Origin of the sequence: Streptomyces sp. NPDC048623 (assembly GCF_040650755.1) — a bacterium.
Classification (GTDB): domain Bacteria; phylum Actinomycetota; class Actinomycetes; order Streptomycetales; family Streptomycetaceae; genus Streptomyces.
Genome location: NZ_JBEZHV010000002.1, coordinates 16,385 through 36,938, shown reverse-complemented (window position 1 = coordinate 36,938; position 20,554 = coordinate 16,385). Strand labels below are relative to the sequence as shown.

The 20,554-nt window shown below is 67.2% G+C and carries 11 protein-coding genes; 8 read left to right on the top strand and 3 right to left on the bottom strand.

From position 1 onward, the window contains the following. Nucleotides 1–117: 117 nt before the first annotated feature. From AB0C73_RS03210 to AB0C73_RS03190, 5 genes are all read left to right on the top strand, one after another. Nucleotides 118–1,380 (top strand): Ig-like domain-containing protein, encoded by a 1,263-nt coding sequence (locus AB0C73_RS03210; RefSeq protein WP_362523934.1) that lies wholly within the window; start codon nt 118–120, stop codon nt 1,378–1,380. A gap of 93 nt (nt 1,381–1,473) precedes the next feature. Beyond that, nucleotides 1,474–2,241, top strand: a complete 768-nt coding sequence (locus AB0C73_RS03205) for an enoyl-CoA hydratase-related protein (RefSeq protein ID WP_362523932.1) — start codon at nt 1,474–1,476, stop codon at nt 2,239–2,241. 178 nt (nt 2,242–2,419) lie between these two features. Next, nucleotides 2,420–2,923, top strand: coding sequence for an ATP-binding protein (locus AB0C73_RS03200; protein ID WP_362523930.1), 504 nt, complete (start codon nt 2,420–2,422; stop codon nt 2,921–2,923). Between the two features lie 387 nt (nt 2,924–3,310). Further along, nucleotides 3,311–4,078, top strand: a complete 768-nt coding sequence (locus AB0C73_RS03195; RefSeq protein ID WP_362523928.1) for a polysaccharide deacetylase family protein — start codon at nt 3,311–3,313, stop codon at nt 4,076–4,078. Next, nucleotides 4,078–5,331, top strand: a complete 1,254-nt coding sequence (locus AB0C73_RS03190; protein WP_362523926.1) for a YncE family protein — start codon at nt 4,078–4,080, stop codon at nt 5,329–5,331. The genes AB0C73_RS03195 and AB0C73_RS03190 overlap by 1 nt, the downstream gene beginning before the upstream one ends. A gap of 9 nt (nt 5,332–5,340) precedes the next feature. Here the strand turns inward: AB0C73_RS03190 and AB0C73_RS03185 are convergent, their stop codons facing one another. Then, nucleotides 5,341–5,979 (bottom strand): GNAT family N-acetyltransferase, encoded by a 639-nt coding sequence (locus AB0C73_RS03185; RefSeq protein ID WP_362523925.1) that lies wholly within the window; start codon nt 5,977–5,979, stop codon nt 5,341–5,343. Between the two features lie 73 nt (nt 5,980–6,052). Between AB0C73_RS03185 and AB0C73_RS03180 the strand changes: the two genes are divergently transcribed. After that, nucleotides 6,053–6,268 carry an EF-hand domain-containing protein gene (locus tag AB0C73_RS03180; protein ID WP_362523923.1) on the top strand — a complete coding sequence of 72 codons (216 nt, stop codon included), beginning with the start codon at nt 6,053–6,055 and terminating at the stop codon, nt 6,266–6,268. 159 nt (nt 6,269–6,427) lie between these two features. Here the strand turns inward: AB0C73_RS03180 and AB0C73_RS03175 are convergent, their stop codons facing one another. Then, complete coding sequence (locus AB0C73_RS03175) at nt 6,428–6,958, bottom strand: hypothetical protein (RefSeq protein ID WP_362523921.1); 531 nt, start codon at nt 6,956–6,958, stop codon at nt 6,428–6,430. Nucleotides 6,959–7,153: 195 nt separating this feature from the next. Then, a complete protein-coding gene (locus AB0C73_RS03170) occupies nt 7,154–11,572 on the bottom strand; it encodes a ricin-type beta-trefoil lectin domain protein (protein WP_362523919.1) in 4,419 nt (1,472 codons plus the stop codon). 357 nt (nt 11,573–11,929) lie between these two features. Between AB0C73_RS03170 and AB0C73_RS03165 the strand changes: the two genes are divergently transcribed. Both AB0C73_RS03165 and AB0C73_RS03160 read left to right on the top strand, forming a co-directional pair. Beyond that, nucleotides 11,930–19,972: a ricin-type beta-trefoil lectin domain protein gene (locus AB0C73_RS03165; protein ID WP_362523917.1), complete on the top strand. Its 8,043-nt coding sequence runs from the start codon at nt 11,930–11,932 to the stop codon at nt 19,970–19,972. Further along, nucleotides 19,969–20,445 (top strand): hypothetical protein, encoded by a 477-nt coding sequence (locus AB0C73_RS03160; protein WP_362523915.1) that lies wholly within the window; start codon nt 19,969–19,971, stop codon nt 20,443–20,445. Before AB0C73_RS03165 ends, AB0C73_RS03160 begins: the two co-directional genes overlap by 4 nt. Nucleotides 20,446–20,554: the final 109 nt, after the last annotated feature.

Here is a 20,554-nt window from a genome sequence, read left to right as displayed (position 1 = left end):
GTACGAGGAACTTTCGTGTCCCGCGGTGTGATTAATTGACGTCGTGTGCGCGGGAGGATGCGCATTTGGGGGTGGGGCCCCGGCAGCGCCGGGGTCGTTCGAGGGGAGAACACCATAGTGAACGGGACGCCGATATCCGGGGCGATCACGGGGGCGGTTACCGGCCGACGGCGCCGCGGCGCCCGCCTGGGCGCCCTGGCGACGGGCACGCTGCTCCTGGTCCTGACCGCGTGCGGCGGCGGTGACACCGACGCCGGTGCGAGCGGTGGCGGCGACGGCGCGGGCGGCGGTGCCGGCGGCAAGCAGGAGATCACGGCCTCGCAGGCCGTCGTGACGGTCGCGCCGAAGGACGGCGCCGACGCGGTCGCCACCAGCGGCGCGCTGAAGGTGACGGCCCAGCAGGGCAAGCTGACCACGGTCACGGTCGCCGACACCGAGGGCAACCCGGTCGAGGGCAGGCTCTCCGCCGACGGCAGCAGCTGGGAGCCGGTGGGCCACCTGTCGGCGAGCACCCAGTACAAGGTGCACGCCATCGCCAAGGACTCCGAGGGCCGTGAGTCGGCGAAGGACACCACCTTCGCGACGCTCACCCCGAAGAACACCTTCATCGGCCACCACACGCCGGAGAACGGGCAGACCGTCGGCGTCGGCATGCCGGTCTCGATCAACTTCACCCGGGGCATCACCGACCCGGAGGCCGTTGAGCACGCCATCAAGGTGACGGCGGAGCCGGCGGTGGAGATCGAGGGCCACTGGTTCGGCAACGACCGGCTCGACTTCCGGCCCAAGGAGTACTGGGCCGCGGGCACCAAGGTGACCGTGAACCTGAACCTGGACGGCGTCGAGGGCCGCCCGGGCGTCTACGGCAAGCAGAAGAAGACCTTCTCCTTCACCATCGGACGCCGCCAGGTCTCCACCGTGGACGCCTCGGCGCACACGATGAAGGTCGAGCGCGACGGCGTGATCGTCAAGACCATCCCGATCAGCGCGGGCGCGCCGTCCACGACGACGTACAACGGCCAGATGGTCATCAGCGAGAAGTTCAAGGTGACCCGCATGAACGGGGCCACGGTCGGCTTCGGCGGCGAGTACGACATCAAGGACGTGCCGCACGCGATGCGCCTGTCCGCCTCGGGCACCTTCGTGCACGGCAACTACTGGGGCTCCCCGGGGATCTTCGGCACCACCAACACCAGCCACGGCTGCGTCGGTCTGCGCGACGCGCGGGGCGCCGGCGACTCCTCGACGCCGGCCGCCTGGTTCTTCGACCACTCGCTCATCGGTGACGTGGTCGTCGTGAAGAACTCGAAGGACAAGCAGATCCAGCCGGACAACGGTCTGAACGGCTGGAACATGGACTGGTCGGAGTGGAAGGCGTAACAGCCTCCCGGCAGTCCGAGGGCGAGGGCCCCGGTGCGGTTGTGACCAACCGCACCGGGGCCTCCGTCGTTAACGGCGGCTAACCTTCGGACCATGACTGTGAACCTCGAAGTCGCCGAAGGCGTCGGCACGATCCGCCTCGACCGCCCCCCGATGAACGCCCTGGACATCGCCACCCAGGACCGGCTGCGCGAGCTGGCCGAGGAGGCGACCGAGCGCGACGACGTGCGGGCCGTGATCCTCTACGGCGGCGAGAAGGTGTTCGCGGCCGGCGCGGACATCAAGGAGATGCAGGTCATGGACCACGCGGCCATGGTCAAGCGGTCCCGCGCCCTGCAGGACTCCTTCACCGCGGTCGCCCGCATCCCCAAGCCGGTCGTCGCCGCGATCACCGGGTACGCGCTGGGCGGCGGCTGCGAGCTGACGCTGTGTGCGGACTACCGGATCGCCGCCGACAACGCCAAGCTCGGCCAGCCGGAGATCCTGCTCGGCCTGATCCCGGGCGCCGGCGGCACCCAGCGCCTCTCGCGCCTCATCGGCCCCTCCAAGGCCAAGGACCTCATCTTCACCGGCCGCATGGTGAAGGCGGACGAGGCCCTCCAGCTCGGCCTGGTCGACCGGGTGGTCCCGGCCGCCGAGGTGTACGAGCAGGCGCACGCCTGGGCCGCGAAGCTCGCCCAGGGCCCGGCCATCGCGCTGCGCGCGGCGAAGGAGGCCGTCGACCAGGGGCTCGAGACGGACATCGACACCGGTCTCGCCATCGAGCGCAACTGGTTCGCGGGTCTGTTCGCCACCGAGGACCGCGAGCGCGGTATGCGCAGCTTCGTCGAAGAGGGCCCGGGCAAGGCCAAGTTCGTCTGAGCGTTCGACCCCGGCCGGGTGGTCGCATCCGGCCGGGTGGTCGGATCCGGCCGATCGTGACCGCGTTCCGACTGACTTTGGCATATGCCGGAGTCAGTCTCACGGAATTGTCGATTCCGAGGGGGCGAATCCCCCGGAACGGCCCCGCGTCCGGCCGTGTCCGGCCATGATGGGGGGCATGGCGGGCCTGGAGGGTACGGATCAACCGCGGCAGCGCGGCGGCGCGACCGCCGCCCGGTGGGTACCGGGCACCGAGGACGAACAGGCCGCCGAGGCGCTCGACTTGTACGGAAATCCGGCCGAGGAGGACGCCCGGCTGCCGTCCCGGCCGGAATCCGCCGCGGTCGCCCGCCGGCTCACCCAGTGGGTGATAGTGCGGCACTGGGGACTCACCCCGCAGATCTCCGAGCACGCCGTGCTGCTCGTCTCCGAGCTCGTCGGCAACGCCGTCCGCCACACCGGCGCGCGCGTCTTCGCCCTCCGCATGCTGCGCCGCCGCGGCTGGATCCGCGTCGAGGTCCGCGACCCCTCGCGCGGGCTGCCCTGTCTGATGCCGGTGAGCGAGCTGGACATCAGCGGGCGCGGACTCTTCCTCGTCGACAAGCTCTCCGACCGCTGGGGCGTCGACCTCGCCCCGCGCGGCAAGACCACCTGGTTCGAGATGCGGGTGAGCGACCGCTGACCGATCGCTGACGCATGAAAGCCCCCGTCCGGCCCTGGTGGGGCGCGCTGGGGGCTTTCGTGTGGAGCGCCGTGGAATGGGGGGGTGTATCCACGGCCGCTTGAACGACCTGGCCCGGGTCAATGGGGGTCGTGTCATCGACTATGGCAGACGGGCGGCCTCGACGCCAAAAGCCCTTATGGGGTGGATACGGACAAACTGTGATGTTTCAACGATGAATCGTTGGTGACCTAGAGCACCGACCTTGTAAAGCATGAATAGGTATGGGGTTCATCGGGTGTTTCCTCGCCCTGTCCGCATGGTGGACGGCTGACGGCGACCCGCAAACGTCCTGAATCGGCCCAATCGTTATCTTTCGGGCTCAGCGGCTCTTAAATGGTCCCCGTGATGCCGACCGACCGCCGCGGTGCCCTCCGGGCGGGCGCGGCCACCGCCCTCGCGGGGACCCTCGCCACCGCCTGCGGCGCGGAGCCGCGCCCCGCCCCCCGGTCCGGGCGCCCCGCCTCCGCCGCCCCCGCCGCCGCGGCCGCCCCGGCGCCCCGCCGCTGGCCCGGCCGGCCGCCCGAGATCGCCCACGGGCCCCGCGACCGCCCCCGGGTCGCCCTCACCTTCCACGGACAGGGCGACCCCGCGAACGCCCGCGCGCTCCTCGACCACGCCGAGAAGGCCGGCGCCCGGCTCACCGTCCTCGCCGTCGGCAGCTGGCTCGACCAGCACCCCGAGCTCGCCCGGCGGATCCTCGACGGCGGCCACGACCTCGGCAACCACACCCAGCGCCACCTCGACATCGGCGCCATGAGCGAGGCGGAGGCCTTCGCCGAGATCGACGCCTGCGCCGGCCGGCTGCGCCGCCTCACCGGCTCCATCGGCAGCTGGTTCCGCCCCTCCCGTACGCCGCACGCCAGCGACACCGTGCTGCGCGCCGCCCGCCGCGCCGGCTACCCGCACGCCCTCTCGTACGACGTCGACTCCCTCGACTTCACCTCGCCCGGGCCCGCGGCCGTCGTCGCCAACGTCACCCGGGCGATCCAGCCGGGATCGGTGGTCAGCCTCCACTTCGGCTACCCCGACACCGTCGCCGCGCTGCCCCTCCTCCTCGCCGACCTCGAACGCCGCGGCCTCTCCGCGGTCACCACCACGGAGCTGCTGAGCTGATGCCGACCCCGCCCCTGACCCCGCCCCTGGCCCTGTCCCCGGCCCCGCGCCTGTCCCCGCGCCCGGCCGCGCGCCCGGCCGCGTCCCGCCGTACGAAGGCCGTCCTCGCCGCCACCGCCCTGCTGCTCGGCCTCGCCGCCTGCGGCAGCCCCCGGTCCGCCGCCCCGCACCCCAGCGCCACCACCACCAAGGCCGCCGTGCCCAAGCCGGCCGCCGCGCCCGCCGGGCTCCCCGGCATGCCCCCGGTCCTCGCGGCCGACGACGTCTACGCCGCCGACCGCCCGAACGCGCTCTCCCCGGTGGTCAAGGGCTTCCCCTCCCGGGTGTACGTCCCCAACACCAACTCCAACACGGTCTCCGTCATCGACCCCGCCACCTACAAGGTCATCGAGACCATCCCGGTCGGCAACCAGCCGCAGCACGTCGTCCCCTCCTGGGACCTGAAGACCCTCTGGGTCAACAACGACCGCGGCCACACCCTCACCCCGATCGACCCGGCAACCGGCGTCGCCGGCAAGCCGGTCGAGGTGCACGACCCGTACAACCTGTACTTCACGCCCAACGGCAGGTACGCGATCGTCATGGCCTCGCTCGACCGCGAGCTGGTCTTCCGCGACCCGCACACCATGGCCCGGAAGAAGACCGTCCCGGTCTCCTGCTACGGCGTCAACCACGCCGACTTCTCCGCCGACGGGCGCTACTTCGTCGTCTCCTGCGAGTTCTCCGGCGAGCTCCTCAAGGTCGACACGGAGAAGATGGAGATCGTCGGGCAGCAGAAACTGCCCTTCGAGGGCGCCATGCCGCAGGACGTGAAGATCTCCCCGGACGGAAAGACCTTCTACATCGCCGACATGATGGCCCACGGCATGTGGGTGCTCGACGGCGACAAGTTCACCACCCCGACCCTGCTCCCCACCGGCAAGGGCTGCCACGGCCTCTACGTCTCCCGCGACTCCAAGGAGATGTACGTCTCCAACCGCGGCGAGGGCACCGTCTCGGTCTTCGACTTCACCAAGAACGCCCTCACGAAGAAGTGGAAGCTGCCGAACGGCGGCTCACCCGACATGGGCGGCGTCTCCGCCGACGGCAAGGTGCTCTGGCTCTCCGGGCGCTACGACTCCGAGGTCTACGCGATCGACACGACGAGCGGCAGGCAACTGGCCCGCATCCCGGTCGGCAGCGGCCCCCACGGCCTGGCGGTCTACCCACAGCCGGGCCGCTACTCGCTGGGCCACACGGGCATCTTCCGCTGACTTTGTGGCTCACCCGGCGGTCAGCAGGGCCTCCGAGCCCACCGGACGGTAGCCCGCGGCCTGGAAGACGCGGACGCTGCGCGCGTTGCCGGGGGACTGCTGGGACCAGACCACCGGGTCCGGGGTGAGGTGGCGGGCGGCCGTCGCCAGGGCCCGGCCCAGGCCCCGGTGGCGGACGTCCTCGTCGACCTCGATCGCCGCCTCCACGCGGCCCGCCACGCCCCGGCCCAGGGTCACCAGACCGCCGTCGGTGACCCACACCCGTACCTCGTCGCGGTACTTCAGCGCCCGGGCCACCCGCGGATGGTCCTGGTCGTGGATCTCCCGGAGCGCGAGCTCCGGGGGACCGGGCAGCGCGTCCGCGACCGTCAACAGGTCGATCGTGTTCATCGAGCGGCCCGTGCGGGCCGTGAGCGCCGTCAGGAAGCGCGGGGTCATGCTCGCCACCAGCGGGTCCGTCGAGGCCCGCGCGAGCTCCGCCCGGATCCACTCCGGATCCTCGTCCAGGAACACCACCGAGTGCGCCGTGAAGGCCAGCACCCCCGCGTCCCGCCCGCTCGGCTGCGGCACGACCGTCGTCGAGCCGTCCGGCGGCGGGAACTCCCCGCGAGCCGCCGCCGCCAGGATCCGTGCCACGTCGCTGCTCATGCCCCCATCATCGGGCACTCCGCCGCCCGCTAATCTGGCCCCCGACACCAAGCACCATGAAGGGGCGGAATCAGTGGCGGACATCGAGTCGGCACGTACGGCATTCAACAAGTTCGACGTGGACGGGGACGGCTTCATCACGGCCGCCGAGTACAAGCACGTCATGGCCGAGATGGGCGACTTCCACGTGACCGAGACGGTCGCCGAGGCGCTCATCAAGCAGCGCGACGACAACGGCGACGGCAAGCTCTCCTGGGACGAGTTCTGGTCCCACCTCGGCAAGGCCTGAGCCAAGGCCTGAGCCACGGCCTGACGCCGGGCCCGGCCCGGCCCGGGGCGCGGACGGGCGGTTCCGTACGACCACGCGCACGTACGCGAGTCGCCGCCCGTCCGATGAGCCTCCCCGGACCTGCTGCCGCTCGACGGCATCGGTCAGCGCCTTGTTGTCCTAGCCTCGCAATGCGACGTGGAAGGCGGAGCCCCAGAGCACCAGGGCCGAGCCGAAGCCGACGACGGCGCGGGTCGTCTCGGCCGTGCCGCCGGCGACGAGGACGGCGAGGCCGACGAGCGCGACGGCCGTCAGCAGGATCCCCGTCCAGCGGTACTGCCACTGGTCGTACAGCCTCGCCAGCGGGAAGAAGTGCAGACCGACGACGAGGCAGATGCCGACCGGGATGAACTCCGGCCGGCCCATAGCGTTCGCGGCGGCGATGACCGCGACGATCCCGGCCACCTCGACGGCGTTGACCAGCCCGCCGCCCCGGTTCCTCCGCTCCGGCAGCCGCACGAGCCGGGTCACCGGCCCCGCCGCATCCCGGTAGGCGCTCACCACGGCACCGGCGGACACGGCACAGGCCACGACGGCCACCGCCACGAACCCCGCCCCGCCTGCCACTGCCCACACGAGCGCGAACACAGTGAGCACGATGCCGCCGCGTCTGCGCACGGTACGGGTGAGCGTCAGGCATTCCGCGTCCATGGCCTCGGTAGTTATGACGCCGACGCTACAGCGAAGATCACTTCGAACAGACCGCTTCGGCGGTTTCCACCGATCGGTCCGTCAGCACTCGATGATTGACCGCGAGCTTTTCAGGGACATTCCATAAGCGCGAGAGCTGGGTGTGTGGGGGAGTAGGGCCCTACTGGCGCCCTACTCCCCACACACCCGGAACCGTCAGTCGAGCTGCGTGACTCCCGGCATCTCCCCCGTCACCGCAGCGTTGGAAGCCGGCAGCGCCGTGGGGTAGATCCGGATGTCGCTCACGGATCCGTTGGCGTATTCGCCGTACGTGCCCTGGTAGAGGCGGCGGCCGATCTGTACCCCGCCATCGGCGTTCCACGAGGTGCCGGTATACGTCCTCGTCCCCGCGAGGCGGCCGTCGACGTACAGCAGTAGCTGGTTCGTGGAGGCGTCGAACACGCCGACCAGGTGCGTCCACCGGTCAGCGATCGGTGTGCCACCGTAGGCGGCGGAGAACGAAGGGCTCGCGGATCCGTCGTTGTGTCGGCCGAACGCCCATGTCTTGGCTCCGGACGAGTAGTAGAGCTGGAAACCGTTCGCATTACCACCGGAGTCCGACTGGGAGACAAAGGTGGAGTTCGCAGACAGGGCGGAGAGCTTGGCCCAGGCCGAGACGGAGAAGCTGCCTGCGGTGTTCACCGCGGGTCCGGCGGTGGTCGCATAACCGGTGGTTCCGGAGAGCTTGAGCACGTTTCCTCGCGCAGTGTCGGCCGCCCAGCTGTAGGTGCCCGTGAGGGTGGCCGTGAGCGCCCCGGGGGAGTCCGAGGCAGAGGTGCCTGTTCCCTCGTTGAGGTGCCATCCGTGAGTGGCGGTGTTGGCGACGGCCCCGAGGGAAACCGCAGCTGCGAACGCCGGCACGGAGTTCTGGGGCGGGAGTCCGGCGAACTCCACCAGCTGACCGCTGTTGTCCACGGCGTAGAGTTCCGGATTGCCGTCCGGGCCGCCAGTCGGGCTGTTCAGATCCCCGGGTGACATCACGGATGGGAACTGAGTCTTCGACAGGACGGGGGCCAGCGGCGTGGGCGGGTAGTCCTTCCAGCCCGGAGCGGCTGCCGATGTCCAGTTCTGGGCGGCCGTTCCGTTGCAGGTGTAGATCTGCAGTTGGGTGCTGTTGGCTGTACTCGCGCTGGGGTCGTCCAGGCACTTACGGGAGCTGGAGTGCACCAAACTGCCCGAGGCACCGATTTCCCATCGCTGAGCGTCGGTTCCGTTGCACGTCCACAACTGGACCAGGGTGCCGTTGGCGGAGCCGTTGCCGTAGACATCGAGGCAGCCGCCCAGGGCACGGACAGTGCCGTCATGCATGAGAGTCCAGGACTGAGCCCGGGTTGCATTACAGGTGTACACCTGGACGTTTGTGCCGTTCACGGTCTGAGCTCCGGCAACATCCATGCAGATCTTGCCGCCACCCGATACAGCCACCGCTGAAGGGAAGGCCGTTCGGACGGGCGCGTGGAGCAGCGTCGGCATGTAGTTCTGGTCCAACGTGATGGAGAAGGTGTACAGCGACCCGCTGACATCGTCCCGGGCCCACAGCGCCGCTGTCCCGCCCGTGACGGTGGGCTTGCCGTCGACTGTCGTGAGTGCGCCACCCACTGTTCCTGGACCGATGAGTGTGAATCCGGACCAGTCGCCGTCACCGAGCAGGAGCGGGGACTTGAGGTGGGCGCCGCCGTCGGTCGCGTAGATCCACAGCTTCTTGTCCTCGACGGTGATCACGGCAGGATAGTTGGCAGGGTTCTGGAAGAGATTGCCAGGCGTGACGATCTGCTCGATGTTCCAGGTCGCGCTGTTGTAGCCGGCGCTGCGGCAGCGAGTGCTGTCAGGCACCCAGTCTTCGCTTTCGCATGGGCTTTTCGTGACCACGTTGAACCGCTGGCCGATGAAGCCTCCGTACGTGGAGAACGTGCCACCGTCATCCGCCTTCGGGACGAGGTCGTTCTTCACGACGTACAGCTGGTGCGTGCCCTTGTTGTACGCGAACAGATCGTCCACGTTGGTGCCGTGCAGGCTGCCCCGGTGCGCGATGAGGTAGTTGTCCCAGCCGGTTCCATCCGGAGAGTGTTCGTGCGTCGCTACGATCGCGGGCCCGCTTGCGGGGGCGGTGGGGTCGAGCGGTGGGCTGTTCGGAGCAGGAGCGACCGGCTGAGCGGCGTCCTTGTTGCCGGGGATGTGGAGGAGGTCGCCTGTGCGTGTGGTCGCGAGGAGGTCGGGGATGCCGTCGCCGCCGATGTCGCCCGGGGCGATCGCGGTGTCGGGGTTCCACGGCACGGTGTAGGTGTAGCCGACCGGGGTCTGGGAGAGGTTGCCGGCCTTGTCCACTGCGGCCACGTAGAGCGTGTGAACGCCCCAGGCGGTGACCGGAATCTGTAGTGTCGCGGTCGCTGCGCCGGTGGTGTTCGTACCGCTGACAGCGACGGGGGTTCCGACCTGAGCGGTGGGCTGGGCGTCGAGGCGCCACTGGAAATGATCGACGCCGCTGGTCAGGCAGGGCCCTGGGGTGCAGGTGGCAGCGGGCGCGTTGTCGGTGGCGGAGACGTCGAACGTCGTGGTCTTGCCGGGCCCGGCGAATACGACGGGGTCACCTGCTCCGTTGCCCACTTGAGGAAAGGAGGGGTTGGAGCTGACGTCGGGTGTGTCCGGTGGGCTGAAGTCGGTGCGGAACCAGCAGTGGGCGGAGACGAGGGACGTCAGGTGGGCGGCGGCGTTGTCCTCGGCATAGACGTCCCAGTCGTACTCGTGTCCGTCCTTGAGTGTGACTCCGACGGGTACGGCGGCGTCCGTGCCCGATGCGACGTAGGTGCTGACTGGTGTGGCGATGGTGGTCGGGTTGCCATTGGTGAGGACGGTTCGGTCCCAGACGTTGTAGTGTCCGCGGGCGAGTTCGCCGGACACATTGGTGGTGAGTGTGGAGTGCAGCTGAAGGTTGCTGCCTGCGTCTGAGTACGACGTGCTGCCGACCCAGCCCACTCCGCTGGTGACGCAGGGGCCGGAGGCGGCGGCCGCCGACGGCGTGGTGTGCAGGTCGGCCGGTTTGTTCGGGGGAATGTCGAAGGTCGTGATCAAGGTGACCACGGTTGAGAGCCTTATGTAGTTGTCGTTGCTGCTGGAGATTGTCTCGTCGCCGAAGAGCCCGATGGTCCACCAGTCAATGCCTGCGTCGGCGATCTTCTGCGCCTGGTTGGTCACGGTGAAGCTGGCTGTGTTGTTGCTGCAGCTGCTGTTCGGGTTGGCCGCGCTGGGGATTGTGGTTGTCACGGGCGCGTACGTTCCGTCGACCGTGGCCGGCCTGCTGTTCCAGTCGGTGCTCGAGTTGATCGAAGCTGTGGTGTGCAGGGTGATGGGCTGGTTCTTCGTGCAGTCCCAGCTCGCAGCGTATGTCGACGGAATCGAGATGATGGCCTTGGAGACCACCATCTCGGGCGCGAGACCGCTGGTGTTGATGGCGTAGTAGGAACGCTCGAGGCCCACTCCGCAAGCACCGCCCCAGCGCTGATAGCCCACGCCTTCGCCGCTTGTCTGCGGCTTGTCGTACTGCGGGCTGTCCGCGCACTGCGAGCTCGAGTAGACCTCGGTGAAGTGACCCGACTTGCTCGACACGGGGTTGGTGTACGGATCGATGTACACGGGGTACACGGTGTCGGGACCGTCAAGTACTGCAGCGTCCGGTCGGAGGGTGACCGCGGAGGGCGACGTGGTCATGGGAACCTCGTCGACGAGGGCGCCCTCTCCAGGACCGTCCACCGAGGAGCCGGATGTGGGGGCTGGTGCGGGGCCTTCCGTCGCGGCAGCGAACGTCTGCCTCAGAGAGGTGGCGCCAGAAGCTCCAGAGGTCGAGGAGTCCCACATGATCGGGCGCGGTGACACGTAGTCCAAGGTTCCGTCGGTGCTCTTGGCCTCCATGCCGCCGGACTCGGTCGGCGTCACATCGAGTCCGTCGGCCGAGATCGCCAGCCTCAACTCCTTGATGCGTGGGTCGGCAGCGGCGGCTGCGTCATGCACGATCAGTACGTCACTGAACCCGCCCTGGTCGGTGACGGAGACCGACAGGTCGACCCCGGGGAGGACGGAGGCGTAGAGCGCTGTATCCCCCGACACGGTCGGGGGTGGCAGGGGAAAGGGCATGGTGAATCCGAGTCGGCTGCCGTCCTGGTGGGTCAGGCGTATCACCGGCCCGGTACCACCACCGGAAAGGGCGATTCCGTGAGGGCTTGCCGCCGGCGACCAGCTGCCGTCGTCGTTCTGGCCGAGCGTGGCATCGACAGGAACCCAATTTCCGTTCCTGCGGACTCGAACGGGCATGAGCGTCGTCGAGTTCGTGAACGTTCCGTCTGCATTCGCAATGACTTCGGAGATCTCGGTTGTGAGGGCATCGACTCTGACGGAGTCTCCGCTGGAGACCGCCTCTCGTTGTGCCGAGAGTAGGTCGCTGTCGATGGGTTGGATTGCATCTTCTGCCCAGGCAGGGGCAGCTGGAACGGAAAGACTCAAAACGGTCAATGACCATATGAATCCCCGGATCAGGGCCAGGCGTCTGAGCCTGTTCGGATGGCGGACGCGATGGTAAAGCATTAGCCAAGCTCCTTGAAAGGGTGAACTAAATGGAGGAATTCATTCCCCCATGCGTGACGGTCGCGCCTCATTGAAGGCGTCGCTGATTTGTCCGGTTAGCTGGTCCTTGCTCCCCCATGAAGCGGGCGTATTGCATCGTTGCGGGCGCCTCGCCTCTGTCGAACCTATGAGCGAGTAACCGTATTGATCAGCCCCGTGAACATCAATAGCCTCCCGTCGATCATGCGGATCGTGTGATCGAACGTTGCGGCGTTCCCGGGTGGGACGCCGGGGGGTGGGGAGTACCAGGTGGCTGGTAGACGTCGCTGGTTTGCGACCAAGAGAATGCGGTTCTGGGGAGGCGGTACCGGGCTGGTCGTGGCAATTGCGGCCGCGCTGGCGCTGCTTGCACCGTTGGTATTCGACCAAGGCCTGGACTTGAAGCTTCCGGGATTGAGCCAGGGAGACGACTGGGAGGATCGTGGCGGCCAGGCGGGCCACTACAGCTTCAACGGTGAGGTCTGGAATCCCAAGCAGGTTTCTGCGATCGCCGGTGTGGGTGGGCATGAACTGGCGCCCGGGCCTCGCCAGGGGCGTCCGGCAGGCTACCGACCGCTCAGGCAGTACAAGGCTCAGCAAGGTGTCTGGCCCGAGGCCGGTTCTGCCACCGTCCGTTTCGCCGCCGACGCGGATTCGCCCAAGGGGCTGAGCGGGCGAGCGGCCAAGAGCACCGGCACCCTGACCAGGGCCGGAAGACTGCCTGTCTGGCTGGCCCCCGCATCCACTGCCACTTCCGCTGCAAGTCGTGAAAGCACTGATCCGGCCGAGGTACGCATTGAAATGGCCTCGCACGAGCGGGCGACAGGAGCCGGCGTCGATGGGATGCTCTTCGCCCTGACGCCCACTCGGTCAAGCACGGCCGGCAAGGTCCAGCTCGTCATCGACTACGGCAAGCTCGCCAAGGCATACGGCGGTGGGTATGGATCACGTCTTCAGATGGTCCAAATGCCTGCTTGCGCGTTCACGACTCCGCAGCGTTCTGAGTGCCGTAGACGGACCTCAATTCCCTTCGAGAACCGGGCCACAGCCGACCAGCTCTCCGCCACGGTGTCGCTGAACGCATCGCCGGCCACCACCGGACCGGAGTCCCGGAGCGCGATGCTCACCCAGGCAGCCGAGGGCACGTCGATCGCTATCACTTCGGGCAGTGGCGGATCCCAGGGCGACTACGCGGCGACCTCCCTGAACCCCTCGGGAACGTGGCAGGCCAGCGGCACAGGCTCCTTCACCTACTCGTACCCGATCAACGTGCCGGCCGGGCTTGGAGGCAACGCGCCCACTGTCGCGTTCGCGTACGACTCCCAGGCCGTTGACGGCGAGACCTCTGCTCGCAACTCGCAGTCTTCGTGGGTCGGCGACGGATGGAGTTACGACCCTGGTTTCGTTGAGCGTTCCTACCGATCCTGCGGGACTCTCCGCGACGGCAACGGTGACCGCGTCCTCAAGGGATCCGGAGACAGTTGTTGGGGTGGGGCCAACGCCCAACTCGCCTTTGGTCCCCACTCTGGAATCCTGATTCCTGACACGAAGCAGGACGGGGTTCCCGGTCTCCTGCGGCAGTGGCGTCTTCGGGGTGATGACGGCACGATCGTCCAGGAGCTCTCGGGTGCTCAGAACGGCCTTGAGGACGGCACCTACTTCCGTGTTTTGACTACCGACGGATCAGCGGCCTACTTCGGCTCGAACCACGCCCCCGCGGGCGTGGGAACGGCCGCAGTCCCGCAATCGGGCACGCCCACCGACGCGAGTACCGACTCCGCCTGGGGTGTCCCGGTCTTCCACCCGCAGTCGGGTGACCCCTGCTACGACTCGACCAAGGGGAAGGCATCGCGCTGCGCCAAGCCGGAGGGCTGGCGCTGGAACCTGGACTTCGTCGTCTCCCCTAACGGCCTGGTCCAGCGGTACGACTACTCGAACGAGTCGAACTACTACAGCCTCGGAGGCGGACAGGCTCCCGACGGCGAATTCGGCACGCTCACCTCGTACGTGCGAGGCGGCACACTCACCTCGATCTCCTACGGCTACGTACTGGCCGATGCCCGCGCTGGGCGACTTCCCTCGGCGCAGGTCGTCTTCAACACCAAGCAGCGGTGCCAGACCGACGCCACGTTCACGGACTGCTCGGCCGGCAACCTCAAGGACGAAACCGCTTCGCACTGGCCGGACGTTCCTTGGGACCTGCACTGCGACTCCACGGACACGACCACGATCCCGGAGGGCAGCACCACCGTTCCCGATGATCTCTGCATCATCTCGGGTCCCACCTTCTGGTCCACCAAGCGTCTCGACTCGATCACCACGATGGTGCACGTCAAGGACACTGAGACCGACAAGCTGGTGCCCGTCGACTTCTATCAGCTCGGCCACGTCTTCTCGGACGCCGGCGGCACGGCCGACCCGGTCACTGGCACCTCCGTGGACCCTGAGCACTCGGGATTCCTGCAGGCCGTCATGTGGCTCCAGACTGTGCAGCACACGGGCAAGGACACGTACGCGAACGCCAACAGCGACATCACCTTGAACAAGGTGGCGTTCACCGGCACGGAAATAGACAACCGGGTCAACGACGTCATGCCGTCGGCTCCTCCGCTCTACCACCCACGGATCTCCACCATCCAGACGGAGACGGGGGAGTCGATCGCGGTCGACTACAACCTCGACCCGTGCGCAGGCAAGACGCTCTCGTTCACCAACGCTGATTCCAACACGAACGCCTGCTACCCCGTGTACTGGCGCGTGCCCGGCGCTTCGAAGCCGATCGAAGACTGGTTCAACAAGATCACCGTCCGCTCGGTCACCACGTCGGACCTGACCATCGCCTCAAGCTACAAGCCTGACGGCAGCGCGGCCCCAGCCGGATCGTCCGCGCGAGTCTTCACCTACAGCTACGCAGGTGCAGCCTGGCACCGTGACGACACACCGTTCACCGACGACCAGTACAGGACCTGGGGCCAGTTCCGCGGTTTCCGCACGGTGACGGTGCAGACCGGGCGAGCTCCCGAACCTGTCACCCAGACCGTCTCCACTTACCTCCAGGGCATGGACGGTGACTACAAGGCAGACGGCAGTCGCCGCTCGGTCAGTGTGGACGCCAAGGTCGGCGGATCGGTCGTGCAGAGTGTCGTCGACTCCGACCCGCTCGCGGGAATGGAACTTCAGAAGGACGTCTACACGGCCGCCGGCGGCACTATCACCGCTTCCACCGTCAATGCTCCCTTCACGTATTCGAATACTGCGAGCAGTCCCCAGACCGCTTGGAGCGACTGGGAGCAGACGGATCACCCTGGCGAGTCCAAGCCCGCCCTGTCGACGTTGCCTCCGCTGACCTCGTATCGGATGCAGAGGACAGAGAGCCACGGCTACGCGAAGCTCGCAGATGCGACATGGCGTCATACGCGTACCGTCAGTGCATACGACGCGCAGGGACGCCCCAGCGCGACGGATGCGTACGGCGACGTCAGTGACGCGAGCCAGCGCAAGTGCACGACCACGACATACGCCACCGCGCCCGCGAGCAATCCCCAGATGCTCTCGTACCCGTCTCAGGTCACTCTGGTGAACGGTGCCTGCGGCACAGCGGTGAGCGCGACCACCCTGTTGTCTGACCGCAAGATCTACTACAAGGGTGACGGAAGCATCGATCCTGCCGGTCTTGGCAACCTCGGTGAGGTCTCCGCTACCGCGCTTCCCACCGCTGTGAGGATCGCCACCGGCTTCACCGGTACGACGGAGAACTGGCAGACCACCACTGCCATGAAGTACGACGAGATCGGCCGTGTCTCCGACTCCGTGGACGCTACCGGGCAGAACACGCACACCGACTACCTGCCGGCATGGAGCACCGCCGGTAACAACGCCAACCCCACGACGGTCAAGACCATCAACAGCAAGTCGTGGGTGGTCACGTCCACTCACTCCCCGCTGCGCGGTCTGGAGACGCAGAGCATCGACGCCAACGGCCGTAAGACCGAGATCACTTACGACGCCCTCGGCCGCCGGACCGCCGTGTGGCTGCCGGGGCGTGACAAGGGAGCGGGCCAGAGCGCCGACCGCGTCTTCTCCTATTCCATCAACTCGGGAGCCGTCGCAGCTCCGGGCGCCACCGTCACCCAGCCCGGCGCGCCGACGTCGGTCACCACCAAGACGCTGCGCGAGGACGGAACGTATTCGGTCAGCGTCGACATCTACGACGGCATGCTCCAGCCGCGCCAGACGCAGGCCATGCCGCAAGGCGACAGCGACAACGGGCGAATCGTCGCAGACACCTTCTACGACTCGCACGGCTGGCCCGTGACCTCCTACGCCCCCTACTACGAACCGACCACAGGCCCCACCGGAACGCTGTTCGCCGCGAACGAGAACGAGATCCCGGCCGAGAACACCACAACGTTCGACGGCCAGGGAAGGCCCATTCGCTCCACGCTGTGGCACCAGGCGGTCGAGCAGTGGCACACGACGACCAGCTATCCCGGAGCCGATCAGACCGACACCACCCCGCCCGCCGGCGGACGCCACACGTCGGTCTACACGAACGCACTCGGACAGACGGTGCGGACCGTGGTGAAGAACACCAGCTCCTCCGTCACGCTCCGGGCCGGGGACGTCATCCCCTCGGGTACCTCGATCACGTCGAACAGTGTCCGGTTGGCCATGCAGGCCGACGGAAACCTCGTCCTGAGCGCACTCGCAACAGGCAAGGCGATCTGGTCCAGCGGCACTTCCGGTAACCCGGGTGCGTTCGCTGTGTTCGGTACCGACGGCAACCTGGTCGTGACCACTACGTCGGGCGCCGTGAAGTGGACCACGGGCCTGTCTGCAACCACGGGTGCCACCTTCCAGGTACGCACCGACTCCACTGTGGCCGTGATGGCCGCGGACGGGGCCACCGTCCTCTGGAAGCAGGGCACCGCAGGTGCGGTCGCACCGGCCAACTCGTCCACCACCTACACGCACACTCCCGCAGGACAGCTTGGCACCGTCAAGGACAACGCAGGCAACACCTGGTCCTACGCGTACAACCTGCTGGGACAGAAGACCTCGCAGTCCGACCCGAACGTGGGCACCACGACCTTCGACAAGTACGACGTGGTCGGCAACCTGCTGCAGACCACGGATGCGCGTGGTCAGGTCATGTCGTTCACCTACGACTGGAGCAATCGTCGAACCGGCGCGTACTCGGGCGCCTGGCAGGCTGTCCCGGACCCGGCCAAGCTTCAGGCATCGTGGGAGTACGACACCCTCGCCAAGGGATACCCGACCTCGTCAACGCGCCATGTTGACACCCCCAGCGGCAGGACTGCGTACACCAAGGCCGTAACCGGCTACAACGCGGCCTACCAGCCGCTCGGCAGCACGCTCACCATTCCTGCCACGGACGGCTTCGCAGCGGCGGGTCAGACCGCGGCACCCACGAGCGGCACCGTCACCTACAAGATGACGGCGGACTACACCCCCACCGTCGGACTTCTGTCCACCACCCACTACCAGGCCGACGGCAACCTGCCACGGGAGGACGTCGACTACGGCTACACCCAGCAGGGCAACCTCGACGTGTTCGGCGGCTACATCAACGCGGCGAACACACCGGCCTACCTGTCGAACACCGTTCACGACCCGTTCGGCCGCGTCCAGCAGACCAACTACGGCCTCAGCGGCAAGCAACTGGCGACATACGCCCAGTACGACACCACCACTGGCCGGGTTGCACAGACCTCCAGCATGGTGCAGACGTCGGCCACTGCCCTCGATGTCGTGAGCTACCGGTACAACCAGGTCGGCGAGGTCACCGCGACCGACGACCTGCAGAACAACACCTCGCATGACACGCAGTGCTTCACCTACGACTCGTTCCAGCGCCTGACTCAGGCGTGGACTGACACAGCAGGAATCACTGCTCCCGCAGCGGCGCCCGTCGGCGCGGTCGGCGGGTGCAACACCACTCGCGTCCAGACGACGAGCAGCGGGCAGATCAAGACCACGACGGTCGGAGGCCCTGCTGCCTACTGGCAGACCTATACCTTCGACCAACTCGGCGACCGCACCGGCATGGTCAACCACGACCCCGCCGGGAATGCCCTCGCTGACACCACGCAGTCCATCGCCTACAGCGGCGTGGACGGTACGGTGGCCGCCAGCTTGCCCAACCAGGCGGGCACCACGGTCGACGCCAACCCCACCAGCGGAAACGCGACCTGGACGAACACATATACGGATCTGGCGTACGCCAACAAGAACGCCGGCAACACGATGACCCGCAAGGTGGCCACCACGGGACCCTTGGCCACGGGCTTCACCATCTCCGGCGGCGGCAAACTCTGTGTGGAGAACGCCGGCGGCGCCACCACACCCGGCACCAAGGTCCAGATCAACACCTGCAGCGCCACGAGCACCGCGCAGAAGTGGACGATCGGCACGGACGGCACGGTCAAGGTCCTCGGCATGTGCCTGGACACCGCCTCCAACGCCACGGCCGCCGGGTCTCTGGTCGTGATCGACACATGCAGCACCGACGCGACCCAGAAGTGGAAGGCTACGACCACAGGAACCCTCGTCAGCGCAGCCAATAGCGCGGTCTGTCTCACCGACCCTGCGGCGAGCGCCACCAAGGGAACTCAACTGACCATTGCGGTGTGCGGTGGCGCCGGGCAGATCTGGACCACCGTCACCACGGGGGCCGTCCCGGCCGGCCAGACGCAGACGCTCACGTACAACGCGGAGGGGCGGACGGCCTCGGTCACCACCCAGTCCGGCACGACCAGCACCGCCAGCAAGTATCTGTACGACGCCGATGGCGCCCTGCTCATGCAGACCGCCGCTGTCGGTGGCGCAGACAAGACCCGGATCTTGTATCTGTTCGGCGGCGCCGAACAGATCACCCTGAACGTGACGGCGAAGACCTGGACCGGCCTGCGCCACTACAAGGGGCCCGACGGTACCACCATCACCCGCACCAACACAGGGGCCGTCAGCTACCAGGTCTCGAACGCGCAGGGCACGTCGACGACTTCGGTCGACGCAAGCAGTCTCCTTGCCACGCGTCGATACTTCGATCCGTACGGCAACCCGCGGGGCCCCAAGCCGACCTCCTGGGTATCGCCGGACGAGAACCGGGGCTTCCTCGGGCAGCCTCTGGACGCGTCGACCGGACTGAACCTGCTGGGCGCACGAAATTACGACGCTCGGACTGGCCGCTTCCTCAGCCCCGACCCGGTTTTCCAGGCCGGCGACCCCAACCAGATGGGCGGCTACACCTACGCTGCGGACAACCCGGCCAGCAACAGCGACCCGAGCGGCCTCGACCCGTGGGCCAACTCGGACATGAACAAGCCCTGCGGCTCCAACTGCCCGACGGCGGCACCCTCGACGCCCGCGGCAACCACGACCCAAACCTCCTCCGGCGACAGTGGCGACGACGACAGCTGCCATGGCGGCGTGGATTGCACCGGCTACTACATCGACCAGGCCGCACCGTACGTGGTGACGGGACTCGTCGCGGCCGTCGATATCGCCGCAGTGGCAGCCTGCACTGACGTCAGCCTTGGAATCCTCGCTCCAGAATGCGCGCCACTCGGAGCGGAGGCCTTCGTCGCGACGTGCAGCTACTACTTCGGCGACTGCGGGATGGGCAGCCTCGAAATCACGGAACCGCACACCGTCAGGAGGACGTTCAGGCCCGTATCGGAGGGGGCCAAGGCGGCAGCGGAGGAAGGCGCTGCAGCTGGCTTGAAGGGCGCCGCTACCGTAGGCGGAGCAAGGGAAGCCGCCATCGATTCGATCGGCGGAAAGGCTGCCGGCCCGAGTAGGGCTACCGTTCAGGACGCCGCGGAGGCCTCTGCCGGTTCATCGGCGACACCAGACGCGCCTTCAACGGGTGCCTCGGGCATGCCGCCAAGGGGTTCCAACCCTCCCCGAGGTGCGGATGGGTACCGCTGGGGCAACGCCAAGGAGGGAACCATTGGTAAGCGCGGAAAGAGCGAGATACCCCATGTGGCACAGCAGCAAGCCTCGCCTGGATGGACTCTCGAAGATCGATTGAGTGACGCCGCAGCACTGCGGGACGATCTGTACGCTGGCGCCACCACTAAGAAGGAAAGGCTGGCCACCTGGACCGCTGCGGTGAACATCGACACGGGCGAGATCGCCGCCACCTGCTCGGGTCATGGAAGCTGCGCTGAGATCAACATCCTCGAAGTAACCAACTGGGACCCCAACCGCGTGCTGTTCACCCGAGCGATGCGCTTGGATGATCTTGATGATCGTCTGGGTCTGCATTGGCAAGAGAAGGCTATCTGCGGTGTTTGCGAATCCCTGCTCCCCGATAGCAGTTTCCTTGAAAGTGCCTATAGAAAGGAACAAGGTTGAATCCTTGGCTCGTCGAACTAGAGCGTATCGACTGGACTGCATATGAATGCTTGTGCGGCGTATCCGGCCACGTGGGGCGTGATCTACAGCAGATTATCCTGGCTCAATCGGTCGCCGAGATGCGCGGTGCTTCACTCGACGGTCACGTGGAGGATAACTCGGTCGTGGCCGATGTCGCCGCTCCAGCAGTTGGTGTCATCATGGCCGCGCTTCAAGAGAACCTTGCCTCGAACGTCCGAAACAAGCTCATGGTCACCCTCGTTCGAGTGGTTGTCGGCGAGGCGAGCGAAGATGTCTCAGCGGCGATTCATGAACACGTTCGCGATGGCTTGTGGACCATTTACGGAGAGGCCACTCGTGGTGCCACCGAGATCGCCATAGACATTCTGGAATGTGTAGAGCATGACCAGGCTCGTCTGGAATACTTTCGGAATGCTCTCCAGCCCCGTCTGGAAAAGCGCCGCAAGCAATAGCAACTCGCATGTGCGGTCGCACGGAAATTGGTAATCTCTCCTGTGTTCTCAGCGGCTACCCGGCTGTCGTCGGGGAGTCGCGGAGAGCACAAGGAGGAGGATGCTCGGT

Excerpts from the sequence above, each read along its gene's own strand:
- AB0C73_RS03190 (WP_362523926.1), top strand. The coding sequence starts at position 4,078 with ATGCCGACCCCGCCCCTGACCCCGCCCCTGGCCCTGTCCCCGGCCCCG.
- AB0C73_RS03205 (WP_362523932.1), top strand. The coding sequence starts at position 1,474 with ATGACTGTGAACCTCGAAGTCGCCGAAGGCGTCGGCACGATCCGCCTC.
- AB0C73_RS03170 (WP_362523919.1), bottom strand. The coding sequence starts at position 11,572 with ATGCTTTACCATCGCGTCCGCCATCCGAACAGGCTCAGACGCCTGGCC.
- AB0C73_RS03175 (WP_362523921.1), bottom strand. The coding sequence starts at position 6,958 with ATGGACGCGGAATGCCTGACGCTCACCCGTACCGTGCGCAGACGCGGC.
- AB0C73_RS03195 (WP_362523928.1), top strand. The coding sequence starts at position 3,311 with ATGCCGACCGACCGCCGCGGTGCCCTCCGGGCGGGCGCGGCCACCGCC.
- AB0C73_RS03200 (WP_362523930.1), top strand. The coding sequence starts at position 2,420 with ATGGCGGGCCTGGAGGGTACGGATCAACCGCGGCAGCGCGGCGGCGCG.
- AB0C73_RS03185 (WP_362523925.1), bottom strand. The coding sequence starts at position 5,979 with ATGAGCAGCGACGTGGCACGGATCCTGGCGGCGGCGGCTCGCGGGGAG.